Here is an 18,367-nt window from a genome sequence, read left to right as displayed (position 1 = left end):
CGTGGCATCGTGAATTCAAGCGGGTAGTTTATTGCTGCTGTGTAAACAATATTAACCTTTCGTGCGGCTGATTTTTGCAACTTCCCGCAGGTGTCTCAAACTGCGCATAACCCGGGCGAGGTGATGCCTGTTGTTGACTTGCAGAATAAAGCGCATGTGCATGAAGTCGTCTTCGCTTTCCATGGCGATATCGTCAATATTCGATTCGGCTTTGGCAATTTCAGCTGCAACCCGCGCCAGTACCCCTTGTTTATTCGCCGTCGTGACCTTGATGGCGGCCTCGAAGGTTCGAGCGATGTCTTTACCCCAGGCGACATCCAAATAATTCTCCGGATTCTTCTGAGTGCTCGTGACATTACCGCAATCATGCGTATGGATGATCAATCCGGAATCCTTTTTGATCACCCCGATAATGGCGTCTCCAGGAATAGGACGGCAACATTTGGCGAACTGAACGGTAATTCCCTCGGTTCCCAATATCGTAATTGGACCTGCTTTCTGTGCAGGTGAGATAGATTCCGCGGGAGAAGCCAGACGTTTCGCCACGACGGCCGGGAGTTGTTTGCCCAAGGCCATGTCGGCCAGTAATTCTTCTTTGGATTTGACGCCACTGTCGCGTACTAATTTTTCCCACTGCGCTTCGGTGATCGTATCCGGATTCATGTTAAAGGATAGCAGCGCTTGGTTTAGCATGCGTTCGCCTAATTTGACCGACTCATCGTATTGAATGGTTTTGAGAAAATGACGAATGTGCGAGCGCGCCCTGCCAGTTGCGACGTAACTGAGCCAGGCGGGATTGGGTTTGGCGTATGGGGCGGTGACGATTTCAACCCGGTCGCCGCTTTTCAGTTTGGTGCGCAAAGGCGCATTTTCACTGTTAATTTTTACCGCGACACAACAATTGCCCACATCGGAATGCACGGCATAAGCAAAATCGACGGCAGTCGAACCTCTTGGCAGGGAAAGAATTTTTCCTTGCGGGGTGAAAACGAAAACGTCGCCCGGAAATAGATCAATTTTGAGATGTTCCAGGAATTCCATGGAATCCGTTGAATCGCTGAGCGTTTCCAGCAGACTTTGCAGCCACTGACTGGTTTTTAAGCGCAGATCATTGAAATCGCCATCCGAGCTTTTATAGAGCCAATGGGATGCGACGCCGTTTTCAGCAATCCGGTGCATACTGGCGGTGCGGATTTGAATTTCAATCGGTATGCCGAACGGGCCCAGTAATGTGCTGTGCAGCGATTGATAGCCATTGGCTTTGGGGATGGCAATATAGTCTTTGAACTTACCGGGGATGGGCTTGTATAAGCTGTGCAACATCCCTAATGCCACGTAACAGGACGGAACATCCTTCACGATCACACGGAAGCCGTAAATATCCAGCACTTCGGAAAATGATAGGCGTTTTTCCACCATCTTCATGTAAATACTGTACAAATGCTTTTCCCGGCCGGTCACGTCCGCATCCAGCCCTGCTTCTTTCAATTTCAGATTGATGGCATCGAGGATCTTACTCACGACTTCACGCCGGTTGCCCCGCGCGGCCTTGGTGGCTTTTTGCAGAACACGGTAACGCAATGGATAAGAGTGGCGGAAACCTAGTTCTTGCAGTTCCTGATAAATATTATTGAGTCCCAGCCGATGCGCGATCGGAGCATAAATTTCCAGGGTTTCGCGGGCAATGCGGCGTTGTTTTGCCGGCAGCATGACGTCGAGCGTTTGCATATTATGCAATCGATCCGCCAGCTTGATGAGTATGACCCGTACATCGCGCGCCATGGCCAGCAGCATCTTGCGGAAATTCTCGGCTTGCGCTTCTTCTTGCGTCTGGAATTCGATTTTGGTCAGTTTGGAAACACCGTCGACCAATTCTGCGACGGGTTCGCCAAATCTTTCGCTGATTTCAGCTTTGGAAATATTGGTATCTTCGACCACATCGTGCAATAAAGCGGCTGTCAGCGTGGGCGCATCAAGATGAAGCTTGCTCAGGATTCTCGCGACCGCAACCGGGTGGGAGATGTAGGGCTCGCCGGATTTTCGGAATTGACCGGAATGCGCTCCTTGGCCAAAAGAATAAGCGTTCCTAAGTTGAGTAATATCCTCCGGCTTGAGATATTGCGATGTTTCTGTGAATAGTAGTTCTGTTTCTGGCATAGAGTTTTATAAATCCCATATATGCCAGCCAAATCATGTGCAACTCATTATTCGAGTTTTAACTTGGATTGGCAACCGGTTACAGGAGTACCCACAATCGAGGCATTGGCTGTTGACTGCATCCCGCGGTAAAGAGATGATAATTTAAGACAGTCTTAGTGCTAAGACTGTATTACATGTTTCTGGGATTCAGTATATCCAACCCTATTTTGCCTTGCGAGATTTCGCGCAACGCGATGACAGTCGGTTTATCGCGCCCCGGTTCCACCAATGGAGCGGACCCGATCGCCAGCTGTCTGGCGCGTGTCGTTGCGGCCAAAGTCATGTCAAACCGGTTAGGTATTCTTTTTAAACAATCGTCAACGGTAATTCGTGCCATCGTATGTGTTCCTATTGTGGATTATGGATGGATTTTACAATAAAAAGACAAAAATGATGCCACTATCTGGCTGGAAATGAATTATGACAATTCAGTGATGAGCGCACGATGTTTTATTATTTGCCGTTCTTTTTTTAAGTGTTCCGCTTTAATAATACAAATCAGATCGTTCAGTGCTTCATCAAGCTGATTGTTGATAATAATATAATCGAATTCTGCAATATGACCGACTTCTTCCCGTGCCGCGGACAATCTCTTCCGGATAACCTCGGGATCATCCTGCGCACGCGTTTTTAAGCGCGCTGCCAGGGCATCTGCGGAAGGCGGAAGAATAAAAATACTGACAGCTTGAGGAAAAATTTGTTGTATTTGTTTTGCACCCTGGCAGTCGATTTCTAGCAGAATGTCCTGTCCCGATGCAGTCGCCTGATTGATCCATTGCTGCGAGGTGCCGTAAAGATTGCCATAAACCTCGGCGCTTTCCACAAATTCGCCATTTAGCAGCATTTGCTGGAATGTCTCTTTATTTACAAAATGGTAATCACAGCCATCGACTTCTCCGGTACGTGGCGGACGTGTCGTATGCGAAATCGATAGGCTGAGATTTAAGTCCGAGCGCAGCAGCGATTTGACCAAACTGGTTTTACCGGCTCCGGACGGTGCGCTGATGATAAACAAGTAACCTGTCAATGGCGTCATTTTTTGCCTGTCATGTATGCAGTCATTATTTTATCTTGAATTAAGGGCTGTCAATGCTTGACCTTTTAATGTCTTGACCAGACGGATTTCGTCCGCGGTGATTCCTTCCGGTGCTTCCGCTTCACGGTTTGCATAGAATAAGCCGATGGGCTTATTGTTTGCTACCAGTGGAAGTACCATGAAGCTGCGTGCATCGGGAAATAGATCTCTATGCCATTGTGGAATCAGTGTATGGATTTTGGCTGTGCAGGCGTCTGAAATCAATAGATCGGCATTTCTTTTCAGCGCCAAATGAAATACATCGGTGGAGAATGTCATCGGAAAGCTAAAAGCTTTCTGGTAGTCCATGTTGTTTTCTCCGAGAGAACTCCGGGCGCGATATTGATTCATTTTAAGATCCCTAAGGCAGAGTGTGATGAAACGAAAGCCCAGGCTATTATAATAAGTTTCCAGAACCAGCATAATCAAACTGTCCAATTTATAATTGCCCGGCGCCATAATTTCACTGACATCCTGCACACCGGTCAATAATAATGCCGATGCATTATAGGGCTTGCCGCTGGGATAACGTTGGATAATTTGCGTATTCTCCGCTTCATCATGGCCGATGATCAATTCGCTCAATAAGTCTTCGTCGACAGGCGTATTGAATTCGACACGCGCTATTTCTGTGCATACTGTTTTGCTTCGATCCGCATCGAGCAGGTTTGCATTGATCAGCAAGGCGCGTGTTTCTATCTTCGCATCCAGTATCAGCTGATCCAGTTTGGATTTATCCAGGTTAAGCGCTTTTCCGAAGCGTGTCAGCAGTTTGTTTCTCAGTTCCGGATCTTCCGGGTGGCCGGTTTCTACCACCAGCGGCGCGACCTTTTCACTGAATTCAGCAACTTGTTGCATCCATTCCTGTTTGCTTCGGGCAACACCGAGATTGCCGAACGGTCTACTTCTTAGCCCTTGAATGATCGTGCTGGGAATGCACCATTTTTCCAGGATGGTTTCTGTCAGGGTATCAAGATTGAACCCCAAAACCTGCATGGATGCCTGTACCGGCGTGTGGGTGCCTTGCGCCATGAGCGCCATCATTTCCTGATACAAGTCATGATCATAGGCAGCAAGCAATAAACGGGCAAGGTTTTTGAACAAAGCGGTGATCGCTGTCTCTTCCGCATCGATAAAATGGCTGGCTTTAACGAGTTCTCGGCTGATCATGCTGGCCGCCAGTGCGTGTACCAATTCGGTGCGAACCAGCTCCGCACGTTTGCCGGACATGCCATCCACCAAAAGCATGGCCAGCGCGCATGTCTTGACTGAGTTAAAACCCAGCAGAAATATGGCCTTGGTGATATTGGTGTTGACCTTGTTCGCCCCGGTTCTATAGGCGACGGAGTTGGATAAGCGCAGAATTTTTTGTGTTAATGAAACATCCGCTAACACGAAATAGGCCAATTGCTGAATGGATTGATCGTCGGATGAGGATAACTGAATGATGCGTGCAATGGAATTGCCCAGTGCTGGAAGATCGGGATCGTGAGTGGCTGCTTCGAGCAGGCGTTCTTTGATGGTTTTGGTGCGGGTATTTTTTTCTGTCGCAGCATCCGGGAAGCCGGATGGATCTTCCGAAGTATAGGGTAATTGCATAAGTCCCATTTTAAATTTCTTTCAAGAAAAATTGCCATTGGATTGGCGTAAAAAGATTTTGCTATCGGTTTTAGTTTTTTCCTGCTGAAAATCAAAGTCTAATACCAATATATATAATGTTTTTTATTAGCGGCACAATTAAAGGTTAGTTGATAACAGGGTTAAAGAGAGTGCCATGTTTCTTGAAATAATTTTGCTGAGACTCTGCCATGATATGCAGCGAGCTTCTGGGTGATATGTATTCTTATACAGTATCTTATTGGTATTCTGCGGATTGTGGCCGGTTTGGGGAAGGGGAAATAAAACACCCCGCCGCAAGCGGCGAGGTGTTGAGTATGTTTTACAAGTTGCCGGTCCGGTTTCAGGGGATGAAAAGTTAAACCCGGAAAAATAAAACCGGCGTGCCACTATTTTTCCTTGCGTACTTTCTCAAGCAATGCTTCCAAGGTTTTGATGGTATCTTGCGGTGAACCTCCCATTCTTCCGCTGGTAAGATACTTGCCATTGATAATCAGTGTGGGAACGCCATTGAGCTGATACTGGCGTGACATTTGTGTCGATCTCGATACTTGATTCTGCACGGCGAAGGATTGGTAGGTATTTTCGAATTTCTTTCTGTCAATGCCCTGTTTTTCAATCCAATCGAACAAGACCGATTCGTTATTCAGGTCAATTTTGTCGCGATGGATGGCATCGTACACTTTATCGTGCAGCGTACCGGCTATTCCCATCGCTTCGATGGCATAAAATATTTTTGCAGCCGGGACCCAAGTGGGGCGAAGAATTGCCGGCACATATTGAAAATTGACGTCAGCGGGAATATTCTCAAGCCAGGTTTTTAGGTGTGGGTGCAGGCTGTAGCAGTGCGGGCAGCCATACCAGAAGAATTCCAGAACTTCGATTTTACTGTTGTCTTCGGTCGGCTGCGGCTTTGCCAGAACGGTATAGTCCTTGCCTTCGACGATGTCGGCGTAAGCCGCGGGCAGATTGATTAAACCAAAACTTAATACTAAGAAGAAAACTGCAACGGCTTGATATCGATTCATGCTATTACTCCTTAAATAAAGTATTTAACGGGTTGCGGCGGGTGATATAACCTGAGGAAAAGTGTAACTAAAACGTGGCGATGCACTGTTATTGTAATTTTACAAACTGCGTTTCTATGCCATTTTCTCTGAGTGATGCGCTGGTTTGATCGCTATCCGTTTTGCTGTTGAACGGTCCGATCCGCACACGGTACCAGGTTCCTTTTTCTGCCAGATCGATCGGCTGTACCGATGCGAATACACCCAACATCGCGAGCCGCGCTTTCATATTTTCCGCTTCGTCATTTTTTCTGAATGATCCGGCCTGGAGAAAAATTTTCTCTTTCGCCGCTGCGGGTGCTTTGGTTTGCGGTGTTACCGGGGGCTGTTGTTGCGGTTGCGGCGGTTGCTTCGGTTGTTCCGCCGGAAGCGCGCGCTGCGGTACCGCAGCCATTTGTTGCGGAGGCGGCGGAGTGACCGGGAGGGTAACCGTTAGACGGGGCGGAACAGGCTGTGGCACGATTTCGGCCGGTTTATTGTTTTCCGGTGTTTTCGCGGCTATTTTCGGTTGTGCGGGCGGTTCAGCCGCACGCTTGAAATCCTGGTCAATCTCCGGTTCTTCGATACCCGGCAGTATTTTGTAAAAATCAAACCGGGGTTTTTCTTCTACTACTGCCAAAGGTTCTGGCGTCGCCGGTTTTTCCGCGGCTTTTGGGGTTTCAACAGCAGGTTGCGTTTGATTTTTTTCCGATGAGCCGGCTACCTTGTCAGCCGGTAAGAACGGGCTGGGTATATAGTTAAGATAAAGCCATATGCCAATTGCGCTCGCAAGACCCAATGCGTAACCGACAAATCCGCCAAAAAACGCGGAACCGCCTTTTTCCGGCGTGGATTTTGTTGGTTTGCGGGTCTTATAATCTCGACTCATGGGTATCCTTATACATTAATCCGGTTACATTTTATCAGGTGCGCTGACGCCGAGTAACGTCATTCCATTTTTCAATACCTGGCGGATAGCTGCAATCAACCCCAGCCGGGCGTGTTGCAAGGCAATCTCGGGCACCAGAAAACGTGTTGAATTATAGTAACTATGAAATTCGCTGGCCAGTTCTCTCAGGTAAAACGCGATCAGATGGGGAGAAAATTCCTTTGCGGCCATTTCCACGGTATCGGGAAAATCGATCAATTTTTGCAGCAACGCCAGCTCGGCAGGGCTTGATAGCGCCGTCATATCGGCTTCAACCAGATCGGCGGCATCGCCATCCCATTGCGCCAGCACGCTGCACACGCGCGCATGGGCGTACTGCACGTAATAAACCGGATTCTCATTGCTCTGCGATTTGGCCAGATCTAAATCGAAGTCCAAATGCTGGTCGCTTTTACGCATCACGTAAAAGAACCGCGCGGCATCCTTGCCGACTTCCTCGCGCAATTCCCGCAGCGTGACAAACTCACCGGAACGCGTGGACATGGGCGCTTTTTTGCCGTCGCGGTAGAGCACGGCAAATTGCACCAAGGCGATTTCCAGCTTGGCCGGATCCAGCCCGAGCGCTTGCAATGCGCCTTTCACGCGCGGAATATAACCATGATGATCCGCACCCCAGATATTGATCACTTGTTCGTAACCGCGCTCGAATTTGTTCAGGTGATAGGCGATGTCGGATGCGAAATAAGTGAATTGACCGTTTTCACGCTGCACCACCCGGTCTTTTTCATCGCCGAAATCGGTGGAACGGAACCAGATCGCGCCATCCTGTTCGTATAAATATTTTTTGTCTTTGAGCAATTGGATGGTACGTGCGACCGAGCCATTATCGTATAGCGATTGCTCGGAAAACCAAGTATCGAATTCAACCCCGAATTCCATCAGATCGTTGCGGCAATCGCCCAATTGCTCGGTGAGCACAAAATTATGGATATACGCATAATCCTGGCCGAGTACTTTTTTGGCGTTGGCGATTAGCAAATCCAAATGTTCGTCGGTACTCACCACAGTTTCCATGACACTGACGGGCAAGCCGTCCAACACCAATTCCGGATGATGCACATAACGCTCGGCGTGCGCCTGATGAATCAAGCGGGCCATCGACTTGACGTAGTCGCCCTGATACGCGTTCTGCGGGAATGGAATGTGAATATCGTTAAGCTCGAGATAGCGCAGCCAGGTCGAAAGCGTCAGAATGTCCATCTGCCGTCCCGCATCGTTGACGTAAAACTCGCGCGACACGTTGAAACCGGCGGCGGTCAGCACACTCGACAGGCTCGCGCCAATCGACGCGCCGCGCCCATGGCCGACATGCAAGGGGCCAGTCGGATTGGCCGAAACGAATTCCACCTGGATTTTTTTTCCTTGACCGGAATCGCTGTGCCCGAACATTTCCTTGCTTTGCAACACTTGGCGCACGTATTGCTGTTTGGCGGAATGCTTCAGGAACAGATTGATGAATCCGGCGCCTGCTATTTCCACTTTCTCCAGATAAGGCGAGGCGGGCAGGGCGCTGATCAATAAATCCGCCACTTCGCGCGGGTTCTTATGCAGCGGTTTGGCCAGTTGCATCGCCAAATTACACGAATAATCGCCGTGATTGGCTTGTTTGGTGCGCGTCAACTCGATGCGGACATTGGCATCCGGTGTGGCGATGGCATTGGCGGCGGCACGGAATAGCTCGGCGAAATGGGTTTTGAAATGCGGGTGAGCGGATGAATTCATGGTTGAGAATAAAGATATAAAATTTTATTGTGTTGCATTATTGTGCATAACGGGAATTGCCGTTGCCGGAAAATGAGCGGTATTTTAGCAGGTGCACAGTTCAGACCAAAGATTGCTGGCGATGCGTTTCAAACAGGCAAATACCGGCGCTGACCGCGACATTCAGACTTTCAATACTGCCTTGCATCGGAATCCGCACCAATTGGTCGCAACTTTCGCGCGTCAAGCGCCGCAGTCCTTTTTCTTCGGAACCGAGCACCCAAGCGACAGCGCCCTGGATTGGAAAATGCGTGAGATCGTATTCGGCATCTTCAGCCGTGCCAAAAATCCAGACACCGTGTTCTTTCAGCTGTTTTAACGTACGCGCCAAATTGGTGACGGCAATGTATGGAACGGTATCCGCCGCGCCGCTAGAAACCTTGTAAACCGTGGAAGTCAATCCAACCGCGCGGTCTTTTGGCGCGATCACGGCATGCACGCCGAACGCGTCGGCGACGCGCAGACATGCCCCCAAGTTGTGCGGATCCTGAATGCCATCCAGCACCAGCAGCCGCGCCGGTCCGGTCAGCGTATCCAAAACATCGTCCAGACCGATATGGCTGCGCGCACTGTCGATACTGGCCACAACACCCTGGTGACGTTCGCTGCCGGTCATGGCGCTAAGTTTGGCGCTATCGCATGGAAGCAGCCGGATTTTCCGGCTTTCGGCCAGTTGGATGAGCGTACGCGCACGTTGATCATCCCGCGCCGCATCGATCAGAATCTCTTTGACACTCTCCGGATTTTGCCGCAAACGGCTGGTAACGGCATGGAAACCAAAGATAAAGCGAGTGTTGGACACGTTTTAACCTAGAAACTCAAATGGGAAATGATTGGCTGATTTTTGCGCGTATTTTAGAGCAATTCCTCATCTATGAATGTGATTTCTTGCCTTTCACGGGTGCTTTTGCCGGTGCTTTGGTTTTTGCTTTGGCTTTTGCTTGGTTTTTTGTCTGATCTTTTGCCGGGGTTTTCACTGACGCCGGCTTTTTATCCGGCTCGGCTAGCACAAAATCGATTTTGCTGGTTTCCAGGTCGACACGGACCAATTTCACGCGTAGCCGGTCGCCCAAGCGGTATTGCTTGCCGCTGCGCTCGCCGAGCAAGACATGTTTGGCCGCATCGAAATGAAAATAATCGCTCGGTAATTCGGAAATATGCACCAGCCCTTCGACATACACGCCATCCAGGGCAACAAACAAGCCGAAGCCGGTCACGCTGCTGATCACACCATCGAAGCATTCACCGATTCTATCCTGCATATAAAAGCATTTGAGCCAGGATTCGACATCACGCGTGGCATCATCGGCGCGCCGCTCGGTCATCGAACAATGCTGGCCCAGTTCGTGCCAATCGCCAGGATTGTAGGTTTCGCCATTGAGGACCGCTTTGATGGCGCGATGCACCAGCAAATCGGGGTAGCGCCGGATCGGCGAGGTGAAATGCGTATACGCATCGTACGCCAGCCCGAAGTGTCCGGTGAGATCGGGACTGTAGATAGCCTGTTTCAACGATCTGAGCATGACGGTTTGCAGCAATTGCGCATCCGGCCTGCCTTGAATTTTGAGCAGGGTTTGCGCGTAATCCTTGGCGCCCGGTTTGGTCTTGCCGCCCAGTTGAATACCGAATTCCTTCAGGAAATTGCGCAATGCTTCGATCTTTTCCGGAACCGGGCTTTCATGGATGCGATATAGCGTGGTCTGGCCGTTCTTTTGCAGGAAATCCGCCGCGCAGACATTTGCCGCCAGCATGCATTCCTCGATCAAACGATGCGCTTCGGTGCGTTGCACCGGCACAATCTTTTCGATTTTTCCTTGATCGTTAAAGAACATCTGGGTTTCAGTGGTTTCAAAATCGATCGCGCCGCGTTTCTTGCGCGCTTTCAGCAGCGCTTTGAACAATTTGTTAGTGCGTTGCAAGTGCGGCAGCAGCGCGGCGTGTTCCTTGGCTTCGGCTCCTTTCGGATTGGCCAGGATCGCCGCAACAAGGTTGTAAGTCAGCCGTGCGTGCGAGCGCATCACCGCGGGATAAAAAACATAATCGAGTATTTCGCCATTATTCTGGAATTGGATTTCACACACCATGCAGAGGCGGTTCTTGTCCGGATTGAGCGAACACAACTCGTTCGAGAGCGCCTCCGGCAGCATCGGAATGACGCGGCGCGGAAAATACACGGAATTACCCCGGCTCAGCGCTTCCTGATCAATCGCATCTTTCGGTTTGACGTAGTGGCTGACATCCGCGATCGCTACATATAACCGGTACCCATCGCCGTTATCCTCGCAATACACAGCATCGTCGAAGTCGCGCGCGGTTTCGCTATCGATGGTGACGAGCGGTAAATGACTGATATCCTTGCGTCCCTTGAATTCTTTCTTCAAGACATTCTTGGGAAATTTGGCGGAGAGTTTTTCTATCTCGGGAGGAAAAATGTAAGGCAGGTCGTGTTTCCGCAAAGCGATTTCAATTTCCATTCCGGGTGCGGTGTAATCGCCCAGAATTTCGATAATCTTGCCGATTGGCTGCGTTTGTTTATTCGGTTGCTGGATGATTTCCACGATGACAATCTGCCCCGCCTTGGCCTTGAGTGAGTGCTCATTGGCGATCAGAATATCCTGGCTGATACGTTTGTTTTCAGCCACGACATATAAAATACCGTGGTCGATATACAGCCGTCCCACCAGTTGGGTATTGGTATGTTCTAGAACTTCTACAATGGCGGCTTCCCGGCGCCCGCGCCGGTCCAATCCGATTTCGCGCACCACTACCCGGTCGCCATGCAGTGCTTTGTTCATTTCTTTTGCGCTGAGATACAAATCCGGGCTGGCGTCATCGGGAATCAGAAAACCGAATCCGTCGGGATGACCCTGCACTCGGCCTTTGATCAGGTCGAGTTTCTCCATCACGCAGAGATCGCCTTTGCGGTTACGGAAAATCTGACCTTCGCGCATCATCGCCGTTAAGCGGCGATTAAACAGCTCTTCTTCTTTTTTTGTGATATCCAGTAATTTCTGTAATACCTGCTCAGCCAGTGGAATTCCCTGCTGCTGCAAAATCTGCAGAATATATTCCCGGCTGGGCAATGGACTTTCGTAGCGCTCTTTCTCACGTTTGAGATGCGGATCCAGATTACGCAGTTTTTGATTCTTCTTAATTGACAAAACAGTGGTTTCCTATAGAATTACGCGTTCTTTGACAGCCTGGCACGGTTGTCTCTTGCCCAGATGGCGGAATTGGTAGACGCGCATGGTTCAGGTCCATGTGCCTTCGGGTGTGGAGGTTCGAGTCCTCTTCTGGGCACCATCAGCACATAATAAGTTATTGAGTATTAAAACAATAATTTTTATATTAAGTCTTTCTATACCATAAACTATGCCGCAAAAATCACTCAGCAATTTTTGCGTATTATTTCCGGTGAATTTCTGTTATTTCCGACCTTATAGCACATTGGTGATGCTATGTATTGCATTAATATAATGGCGATAGGGAAAATTTAAATACCTCCGCGCGATCTATTTATTCGACAAGAACAGCATTGCGCAGGTAAAAGAGATAACGAGCCCCAATAATACGAAAGCTAATACAGCGCCATTGCCGGTCAGTATAAAGCTTCCGTAGAGGAGCAAGGAAAATACTAATGAGCCGATCATGAGAATTTTTTTCATAACACAATATCCTTTCTAGTAATTAATCAAAGCCCGTTTGAATCATCTGTCTGATTTTTCTTGAATGCAGGTGATGGTAAACGCCAATGCCGGATTTTTCCGGAACTCCGCGCATTCTTCCATCAATGAGAGAAAAGGGCAAAGCCTGTTTTGCTTCCTGCAGTAGAATCAATGGCGGAGTCGTTATCCGGCGGATCAGCTAACTTCGATTACGATGTGCAATCGCGCCGCTGAGAAAGACCAAACCGATTAGCAACATGGCATAAGCCGATGGCTCTGGCACAGCAGTCAAAACACCGAATAATCCGTGACTTTCATCATCAGGCCCGGCGGTGAAATACAACAAATGGCTGCTTCCCGCCAAACCATCATTACCGGGTGATATTGCCCAAAGTCCGTCGATTGCGACAGGGCTGCTATCGGAGCCAAGCACTTGCCCCAGATATGCATGCGTTGCAGAGTCAAAGGCGCTGATATGGCCATCGCCAAAATTGCCCACTAGCAGTGCCCCGGCCATCGATCCGAAGGATGAAGGAGCGATCGCCAAACCCCAAGGTGCATTTAAGGTGCCGCCAGTTGCGATCCGAGACAGGAAGTTTCCCTGCAAGTCATAGGCATCCACCAGACCGAGTCCCGGTCCTGCCACTTCATCCGGCGATAACGGGTCTTGCTGGGCATAAGTCACATACAGCGTACCGCCCAAGTTTTGCACATTAAACGGTGCATAGCCAGCCGGAAGGGCAGGGTCGGTGAATGAACCCGGAAGGGATGGAGATGCGATGGAGCCTGGGAATACATCGATCGCGCCGGAATGGAAGTTGGCGGCGTAGAGATAGCTGTCTGCGGCAATCGTGCCGAGTGCTGCGCCTTTATAGAGGGAAGACGCGGATGCTGTAGCGAGTGTTTCGGCCGTTGAACCCAAAGCGGGGCGCCAGCCCGAAACGGTGCCGTCTTCGCTTACAAATAAAAAGCGATCGCCATTGAATGCGCTGGTGCCGTTGAAAACCTGGCCGGTGACATTACCGGCACCTGGGATCGAGACGGTTAAGGCTAGCTTGCTGGTTGTTTGATCTACTGGATTTACGCTATATAGCGGCGATGTTCCACTGCCATTGGCGGAGATCCAGAAGGGTCCGATGGGTGCGTAAGACAATCCCCATGCGTTAATCAGGCCGGTGTCCGTGATTTGCGCGGCATTGGCGCTTTGATCGTCAGTGACCAGATTGTTAATATTGAATAAAACGGCGTGAGAAGGCAGTGCAAAAGAAATTAAAAATAAACCGGTAACAAGTGCTGTGCGATGGAGTCGAATTTTATGCATGATTAAGCTCCTGTATGTATGAGCCGGTGCTAGGGATTGAACTCAACTGTGCTTCTTGAATGGAATGCGCAACGGCCGGTATGAAATAGTTTTAAAAAAATTAGAAACACCCTTCTTCGAATTGACACAAATTCCATTTACAGCAAATTAAATGGTTTGTCAAAATGTATATCATTGCTATGATTTGATTAATTAATATGCAGGGGTGTCCGCTTCACTTTGAGTGCGAAGCGGACGAAGCGGTAAAAGAGAGAACGATTGCTTTGAGTTTTGGAGCTAGCCGATTGGTAATCGGCTAGAGAGGAGCTTGAGTGTTCAATGAGGGTTATTCGACCAGCGATTTTTGCTTCATCTCATTTTCTTTTTTCAGTTTCCACCGGATGGTTACGTAGGTGCCACAATACGCACCCAAAAAAGCGGCTGCAATATAAATTTTGTTTTCGACATAATTGGTGACGGTGAATGCCGTGACCAGAATAATCATCGCAGACCAGAATGCGGCGGGGTGTGCTCTTCTTTCTTCCACATCGATGAAATATAGCGTCCAGCAGACATCAGCGAGTGCCATTGCAGCCATGATTAACAGAAACGTAACAATTGAAAATTCCATAAAGAATAACCTTAAATAAGCACTCGCGCGGGGGGTGTGCATCACCAGCTTTGTTGTTGCTGGTGATGATGATAGTCAATCGGACTGGTGGGTTTAGGGTGAATGTTATTCACAAATCCGATGACCTTGCCTTGATAACGTGTCAGCCCGCGAATTGACAAGCGCCCGTCAGTATTCGAGATTTTCAGGCTGCCACCAAGGGAGTTCGTGATGATCGGTAGCGGCGTGCCGAAGACTTTTGCGGCCACATAGGCGCTTGCCGCGCTGCCTGTACCGCAGCTCAGCGTGACATCCTCCACGCCGACTTCAAATGTGCGCACGGAAATGCCGTCCGCATCGCGCCAGATAAAATTAACGTTAACGCCTTCCGGGTGGCCGACAAATTCACATAATGATTTTTCTTCACGTATCGACCGGCCAAAGATTCTGGCGTTTTCCAAACTCATTTCCGAACCGATTACCACCACGTGCGGAACACCAGTGAAAACATAATGCAGTTGATCGTTAATTTGCCGGTATTCTCGCGCTTCACCCAAATTCACCTCGGTCAAATCGTCGATGACGCGTACTTCCTTTTTGCCGTCGCCGGTGACAATCGAAAAAATGTCATTACGGATGTAGGTATCGTGCAAATAACGCGTGGCGCAACGTAGACCGTTACCGCACATGGTTTCCTCAGTGCCATCTCGATCGAAGATTTTCATCGTCGGCGTGCGTTGCAGGGGGTCCATATCCACGAAAAGAATGCCGTCGGTTTCGTGCTGCGTGGACAATGCGCTTGAAATCAGCGATCGATTAAACCCAGCCAAAGGCGTTTTCATCTCATCCACCACGAGGAAAGAATTGCCACACCCATCCATTTTTGTCGCTTTAATTCTCATGATCCAGTCCGTCTCTTGAATGCATCGTTATGAAATGGCAAGAAATACTGCTTACTTGCCTAGCTAAAGGGCCTGTAGCCCGCCCGTCTTGTGAGATGCGCCTGGGCTACGCCCGGGATAAATTCTTCCTGCACAATACCGGTCAAGGCAAAGCCGTTTTTCAGATAAAACCGCAAACTTTCATTGGCATCGGCGTCGGTTACGACATTGAGGATTTTTCCGCCTTGCCGTTCGATCTCCGCGAAAATACTATCCAGCATCAGAGAACCGAACCCTTTACTGCGATGTTCTTTATCAACCGCCAATGTCAGCAGGTGATAGGTATCAACCGTCTTTCTGGCGATGGCATAACCGACTGGTTTGCCGTCATCCATGGCGCAAACGCCAAAATTCTTACCGCGCGCGATGTCTTCCAGTTCATCGCGAATGGCTGCTTCATACATGGAACCAATGTCTTGCAGCGCGATTTTTATCAGGCTGGCGTGCAGTTCCTTGGAAATTGATACAATCATGATGTGTGCTCTGCCGTTGGTTTTCCTAAAAGGGTGTACACCCGGTCACGATAGGTGACGGTGCCTGCTTTGGCCGCTTTGCCGATGGCCTGATTCACCAGGTTTTCGAGCGTTTCGGTTTTTCCTGCAAATTGTTCCGGGTATCTGAGCGAGAGCCGCTGTATGGCGGTGTAAACGATCAAAGCGATCATGTCGCTGTGCGCGATGTTTGCGTGCCGGCACATATTGGTCAGATCCGCCTCGGTTGGGTGCACGCCAGGAATCACATTGGCTTCCAGGAAATACAGCTGGCCGTCGCGTTCGCGGAAATCCATGCGGTTGTAGTCGCGCACCTCAAGCGCCTCGTGTGCCTCGATGGCGATTTTCGCGTAGCTTTTCGCTTTCTCGCTCCAATCAAGATGCGAGATGTAAGGGTTCTCGATATCTTTTACATGCGGGTCGCGCACATGCGGTTGTCCGGGAATCTTGGCGAAGTCGATTTCAAGGATGGGCAGCACATAATTGCCAATCAGGCCGATGGTGTATTCGTTACCGGGCAGGAACTCTTCAACGAGCGCTGGTTGGTTGAATTGTGCATAGACTGCGCTCACCGCTTCATTGAGTTCTGCAATCGTGTGCACTTTGCTCTTTTGGCTGATGCCGATGCTGGTACCTTCGCTGTAGGGCTTGACCATCAACGGGAAGGCTAAATCGCCAAGCTGTTCTCCGGGTAGCATGAGCTGGAAGCGTGCGGTCGGCACATCGTCATACGCAACGATCTTTTTGGCTGTCGCCTTATCCATTTTGTTAATGAAGGTCTTGGGGCTGCTGCCGGTGTAAGGAATATGCAGGTGTTCGCAAAAGAATGGCACGATAGCTTCGCGCAATTCTTTTTCATCCAATCCTTCGGTGTTATTGAATACCAAATCGATCTGTTCTTTGCGCTGTTCGAGCTGCGCGTAAATGTCCGGGCCGACATCGATCAATTCCACATTCGCGCCGATGCGTTCCAACGCTGCCGTCACCGCTTTGATGGTATCAGGACCTTCAAACTCGCCATAGCGCTCGTCTTCCATCCATGGTTTTCTTACATTACAGGTATAGGCAATATTCAGTTTTCTCATAACGAACGCGGAGCGAGCATATTTTATTAGTTAGATTTTTTGTAAAGCTGCAATTCTGGCGCTCCCATCAAGCCGGGAGCCTGTCATGCGAGAGCAATTAACGAAGCAGGTTACTATTCGTTGACAGAGGAAGATGGTTAAACGGTAATATTTTTTTACACTAGGCGAATACCTGACGCTAACCGATGGAGTGCTGAATGCCTGGTGCCAGATTTTCGTTCATTTTCCGTGCCGGTTGTTGTACGCTGCGGTTTTCCACGATAGAGCACAAGTGTCCAAACTATGATTACCGGCGTCATCAAAAATCAAGTCGATCAAATCTGGAGCATTGAATCACTCTGGTTTTCCGAGCGTAGTTTCCCGCCTAATGATCGTTTACACAAAAATTCTTACAACTTCGACCGCTTTAGCTCATGCGTCTGATTTTTGTATGCTGTACTTGCCGTTTTTGTAGCCATCGGATAACGCCTGTCATATAAATAACTGGGCAAGCAAGTCCACTGAGGAAAATCAGAATTCGTCCGATCCACCCAAACGCCTTACCCGAATGTAACGGCCATTGCCAATCGAGAAATGTTTCTCCTGCACTCCGGCGTGTATCAGGTGCACGCACATCCAATATTTTCCCGCTGTACTGATCAATCGCGATTTGACGCTCCGGCCAGAAAGTATTCAACTGGGGCACATTTCTTTGTACCACGGTAAAGACCCCTGTGCCACTAGCTGGCGGGTAAATTGCATTGAGTTTCCCGCCGGGAAAATGTTCCATGGCGATATTCCAGGCATGCTCCACGCCGATGGATGGCATGGTGGTAACCGGCCCTGACAAGAATTTGTGCGGATAATCCCGGGTAGAAGGAGAAAACTGCTGAGTTACCCAGACAAACGGCTCATTGAGATTCATGTACACGCCCGACAGCAAGACTGCGCCGAGCACGGGAAAGAAATAAAAAGAAGATGTCTTGTGTAGATCGAAGTTGAATCGCACCACTCCTGAGCGGCTTTTGATGGTGAGAGCTTTGCGCCAATGACCGGTGACAGGCCACCAGACTATCAAGCCTGTGATCAATGAGATAATCAGAAGCAGGGCAGCGATCGCAACGATCACAAACCCATTCGCGCCCAACAGCAAACTGAAATGAAGCTGGAAGATAAAGTCCATCAGGTAATCCGGAATCCATTCATCCGCGCCATAGTTACGCACGCCGGTTACTTTCGCTTGATAGGGATCAACAAAGATACGTTGCCAATCACCGGACTCCCGGCTGGCATAAATAGCAAATACACCTGCACTATTGCGCGGGCCATACAACGCTGTGATCTTACTGCCTTGAGCCGCCGCTTGCTCTGCCGAATGGACGATCTTATGCAATGATTGAAAGATGGCTTCACCATCGGCGCGATCAGCTTGCTTAGGTACAGTCACCGTCAGCAACTCAGGATTCAGCCATTCGTCAATCTCTTGCCAGAACACCAGGATGCTACCGGTAATACCAAAAATCACTAACAGTGCCCCTGCAAACAAACCAAGATACAAATGGATGTCAAGCCATAGCCGACGCCATGACCGGCCCCGCTGATCACGAAAAGCCCTTGGATTATTGCTTGTTCCGGTTTCTGAAGACATC

Annotated in this window: 15 protein-coding genes and 1 tRNA gene; 1 reads left to right on the top strand and 15 read right to left on the bottom strand. The window is 49.4% G+C overall.

All coding sequences use genetic code 11. The annotated features are described in order from the left end of the window. Window positions 1-51 precede the first annotated feature (51 nt). From R2103_RS08825 to rnr, 9 genes are all read right to left on the bottom strand, one after another. Window positions 52-2,157: a bifunctional (p)ppGpp synthetase/guanosine-3',5'-bis(diphosphate) 3'-pyrophosphohydrolase gene (locus R2103_RS08825; protein ID WP_317531085.1), complete on the bottom strand. Its 2,106-nt coding sequence runs from the start codon at window positions 2,155-2,157 to the stop codon at window positions 52-54. 172 nt (window positions 2,158-2,329) lie between these two features. Further along, on the bottom strand, window positions 2,330-2,536 hold the full coding sequence (gene rpoZ, locus R2103_RS08820; protein WP_132426255.1) for a DNA-directed RNA polymerase subunit omega: 207 nt from the start codon (window positions 2,534-2,536) through the stop codon (window positions 2,330-2,332). 81 nt (window positions 2,537-2,617) lie between these two features. After that, window positions 2,618-3,235, bottom strand: coding sequence for a guanylate kinase (gene gmk / locus R2103_RS08815; protein WP_317531084.1), 618 nt, complete (start codon window positions 3,233-3,235; stop codon window positions 2,618-2,620). A 30-nt stretch (window positions 3,236-3,265) separates the two neighbouring features. Continuing rightward, a complete protein-coding gene (locus tag R2103_RS08810) occupies window positions 3,266-4,873 on the bottom strand; it encodes an HDOD domain-containing protein (RefSeq protein WP_317531083.1) in 1,608 nt (535 codons plus the stop codon). A 407-nt stretch (window positions 4,874-5,280) separates the two neighbouring features. Next, window positions 5,281-5,919 (bottom strand): thiol:disulfide interchange protein DsbA/DsbL, encoded by a 639-nt coding sequence (locus R2103_RS08805; RefSeq protein WP_317531082.1) that lies wholly within the window; start codon window positions 5,917-5,919, stop codon window positions 5,281-5,283. 88 nt (window positions 5,920-6,007) lie between these two features. Continuing rightward, window positions 6,008-6,826 (bottom strand): SPOR domain-containing protein, encoded by an 819-nt coding sequence (locus R2103_RS08800; RefSeq protein WP_317531081.1) that lies wholly within the window; start codon window positions 6,824-6,826, stop codon window positions 6,008-6,010. Between the two features lie 24 nt (window positions 6,827-6,850). Further along, the gene (gene argS, locus R2103_RS08795) at window positions 6,851-8,608 is read right to left on the bottom strand and encodes an arginine--tRNA ligase (protein ID WP_317531080.1); all 1,758 of its coding nucleotides are present in this window, start codon (window positions 8,606-8,608) and stop codon (window positions 6,851-6,853) included. Window positions 8,609-8,708: 100 nt separating this feature from the next. After that, window positions 8,709-9,449 carry a 23S rRNA (guanosine(2251)-2'-O)-methyltransferase RlmB gene (rlmB, locus tag R2103_RS08790; RefSeq protein ID WP_317531079.1) on the bottom strand — a complete coding sequence of 247 codons (741 nt, stop codon included), beginning with the start codon at window positions 9,447-9,449 and terminating at the stop codon, window positions 8,709-8,711. Between the two features lie 70 nt (window positions 9,450-9,519). Beyond that, entirely contained in the window at window positions 9,520-11,808 is a 2,289-nt protein-coding gene (gene rnr, locus R2103_RS08785) for a ribonuclease R (RefSeq protein ID WP_317531078.1), read from the bottom strand. 57 nt (window positions 11,809-11,865) lie between these two features. Between rnr and R2103_RS08780 the strand changes: the two genes are divergently transcribed. Then, window positions 11,866-11,950, top strand: a tRNA-Leu gene (locus tag R2103_RS08780). A gap of 561 nt (window positions 11,951-12,511) precedes the next feature. Here R2103_RS08780 and R2103_RS08775 read toward each other — a convergent pair. From R2103_RS08775 to R2103_RS08750, 6 genes are all read right to left on the bottom strand, one after another. Next, entirely contained in the window at window positions 12,512-13,633 is a 1,122-nt protein-coding gene (locus tag R2103_RS08775; RefSeq protein WP_317531077.1) for a TIGR03118 family protein, read from the bottom strand. Window positions 13,634-13,958: 325 nt separating this feature from the next. After that, a complete protein-coding gene (locus R2103_RS08770; protein WP_317531076.1) occupies window positions 13,959-14,243 on the bottom strand; it encodes a hypothetical protein in 285 nt (94 codons plus the stop codon). 41 nt (window positions 14,244-14,284) lie between these two features. After that, window positions 14,285-15,124, bottom strand: coding sequence for a diaminopimelate epimerase (gene dapF / locus R2103_RS08765; RefSeq protein WP_317531075.1), 840 nt, complete (start codon window positions 15,122-15,124; stop codon window positions 14,285-14,287). 59 nt (window positions 15,125-15,183) lie between these two features. Next, window positions 15,184-15,636: a GNAT family N-acetyltransferase gene (locus tag R2103_RS08760; protein ID WP_317531074.1), complete on the bottom strand. Its 453-nt coding sequence runs from the start codon at window positions 15,634-15,636 to the stop codon at window positions 15,184-15,186. Then, window positions 15,633-16,739, bottom strand: a complete 1,107-nt coding sequence (locus tag R2103_RS08755; protein ID WP_317531073.1) for a hypothetical protein — start codon at window positions 16,737-16,739, stop codon at window positions 15,633-15,635. The genes R2103_RS08760 and R2103_RS08755 overlap by 4 nt, the downstream gene beginning before the upstream one ends. Window positions 16,740-17,145: 406 nt before the next feature. Continuing rightward, window positions 17,146-18,366, bottom strand: coding sequence for a PepSY-associated TM helix domain-containing protein (locus R2103_RS08750; RefSeq protein WP_317531072.1), 1,221 nt, complete (start codon window positions 18,364-18,366; stop codon window positions 17,146-17,148). Between the last annotated feature and the right edge of the window lies 1 nt (window position 18,367).

Origin of the sequence: Nitrosomonas sp. Is24 (assembly GCF_033063335.1) — a bacterium.
In the GTDB taxonomy this organism is placed as follows: domain Bacteria; phylum Pseudomonadota; class Gammaproteobacteria; order Burkholderiales; family Nitrosomonadaceae; genus Nitrosomonas.
This window is presented reverse-complemented; position numbering and strand designations above follow the sequence as displayed.

Bases quoted from the DNA above. Each gene is read 5' to 3' on its own strand.
- R2103_RS08825 (WP_317531085.1), bottom strand. From the start codon at position 2,157: ATGCCAGAAACAGAACTACTATTCACAGAAACATCGCAATATCTCAAG.
- rpoZ (WP_132426255.1), bottom strand. From the start codon at position 2,536: ATGGCACGAATTACCGTTGACGATTGTTTAAAAAGAATACCTAACCGG.
- gmk (WP_317531084.1), bottom strand. From the start codon at position 3,235: ATGACGCCATTGACAGGTTACTTGTTTATCATCAGCGCACCGTCCGGA.
- R2103_RS08810 (WP_317531083.1), bottom strand. From the start codon at position 4,873: ATGCAATTACCCTATACTTCGGAAGATCCATCCGGCTTCCCGGATGCT.
- R2103_RS08805 (WP_317531082.1), bottom strand. From the start codon at position 5,919: ATGAATCGATATCAAGCCGTTGCAGTTTTCTTCTTAGTATTAAGTTTT.
- R2103_RS08800 (WP_317531081.1), bottom strand. From the start codon at position 6,826: ATGAGTCGAGATTATAAGACCCGCAAACCAACAAAATCCACGCCGGAA.
- argS (WP_317531080.1), bottom strand. From the start codon at position 8,608: ATGAATTCATCCGCTCACCCGCATTTCAAAACCCATTTCGCCGAGCTA.
- R2103_RS08775 (WP_317531077.1), bottom strand. From the start codon at position 13,633: ATGCATAAAATTCGACTCCATCGCACAGCACTTGTTACCGGTTTATTT.
- R2103_RS08770 (WP_317531076.1), bottom strand. From the start codon at position 14,243: ATGGAATTTTCAATTGTTACGTTTCTGTTAATCATGGCTGCAATGGCA.
- dapF (WP_317531075.1), bottom strand. From the start codon at position 15,124: ATGAGAATTAAAGCGACAAAAATGGATGGGTGTGGCAATTCTTTCCTC.
- R2103_RS08760 (WP_317531074.1), bottom strand. From the start codon at position 15,636: ATGATTGTATCAATTTCCAAGGAACTGCACGCCAGCCTGATAAAAATC.
- R2103_RS08755 (WP_317531073.1), bottom strand. From the start codon at position 16,739: ATGAGAAAACTGAATATTGCCTATACCTGTAATGTAAGAAAACCATGG.
- R2103_RS08750 (WP_317531072.1), bottom strand. From the start codon at position 18,366: ATGTCTTCAGAAACCGGAACAAGCAATAATCCAAGGGCTTTTCGTGAT.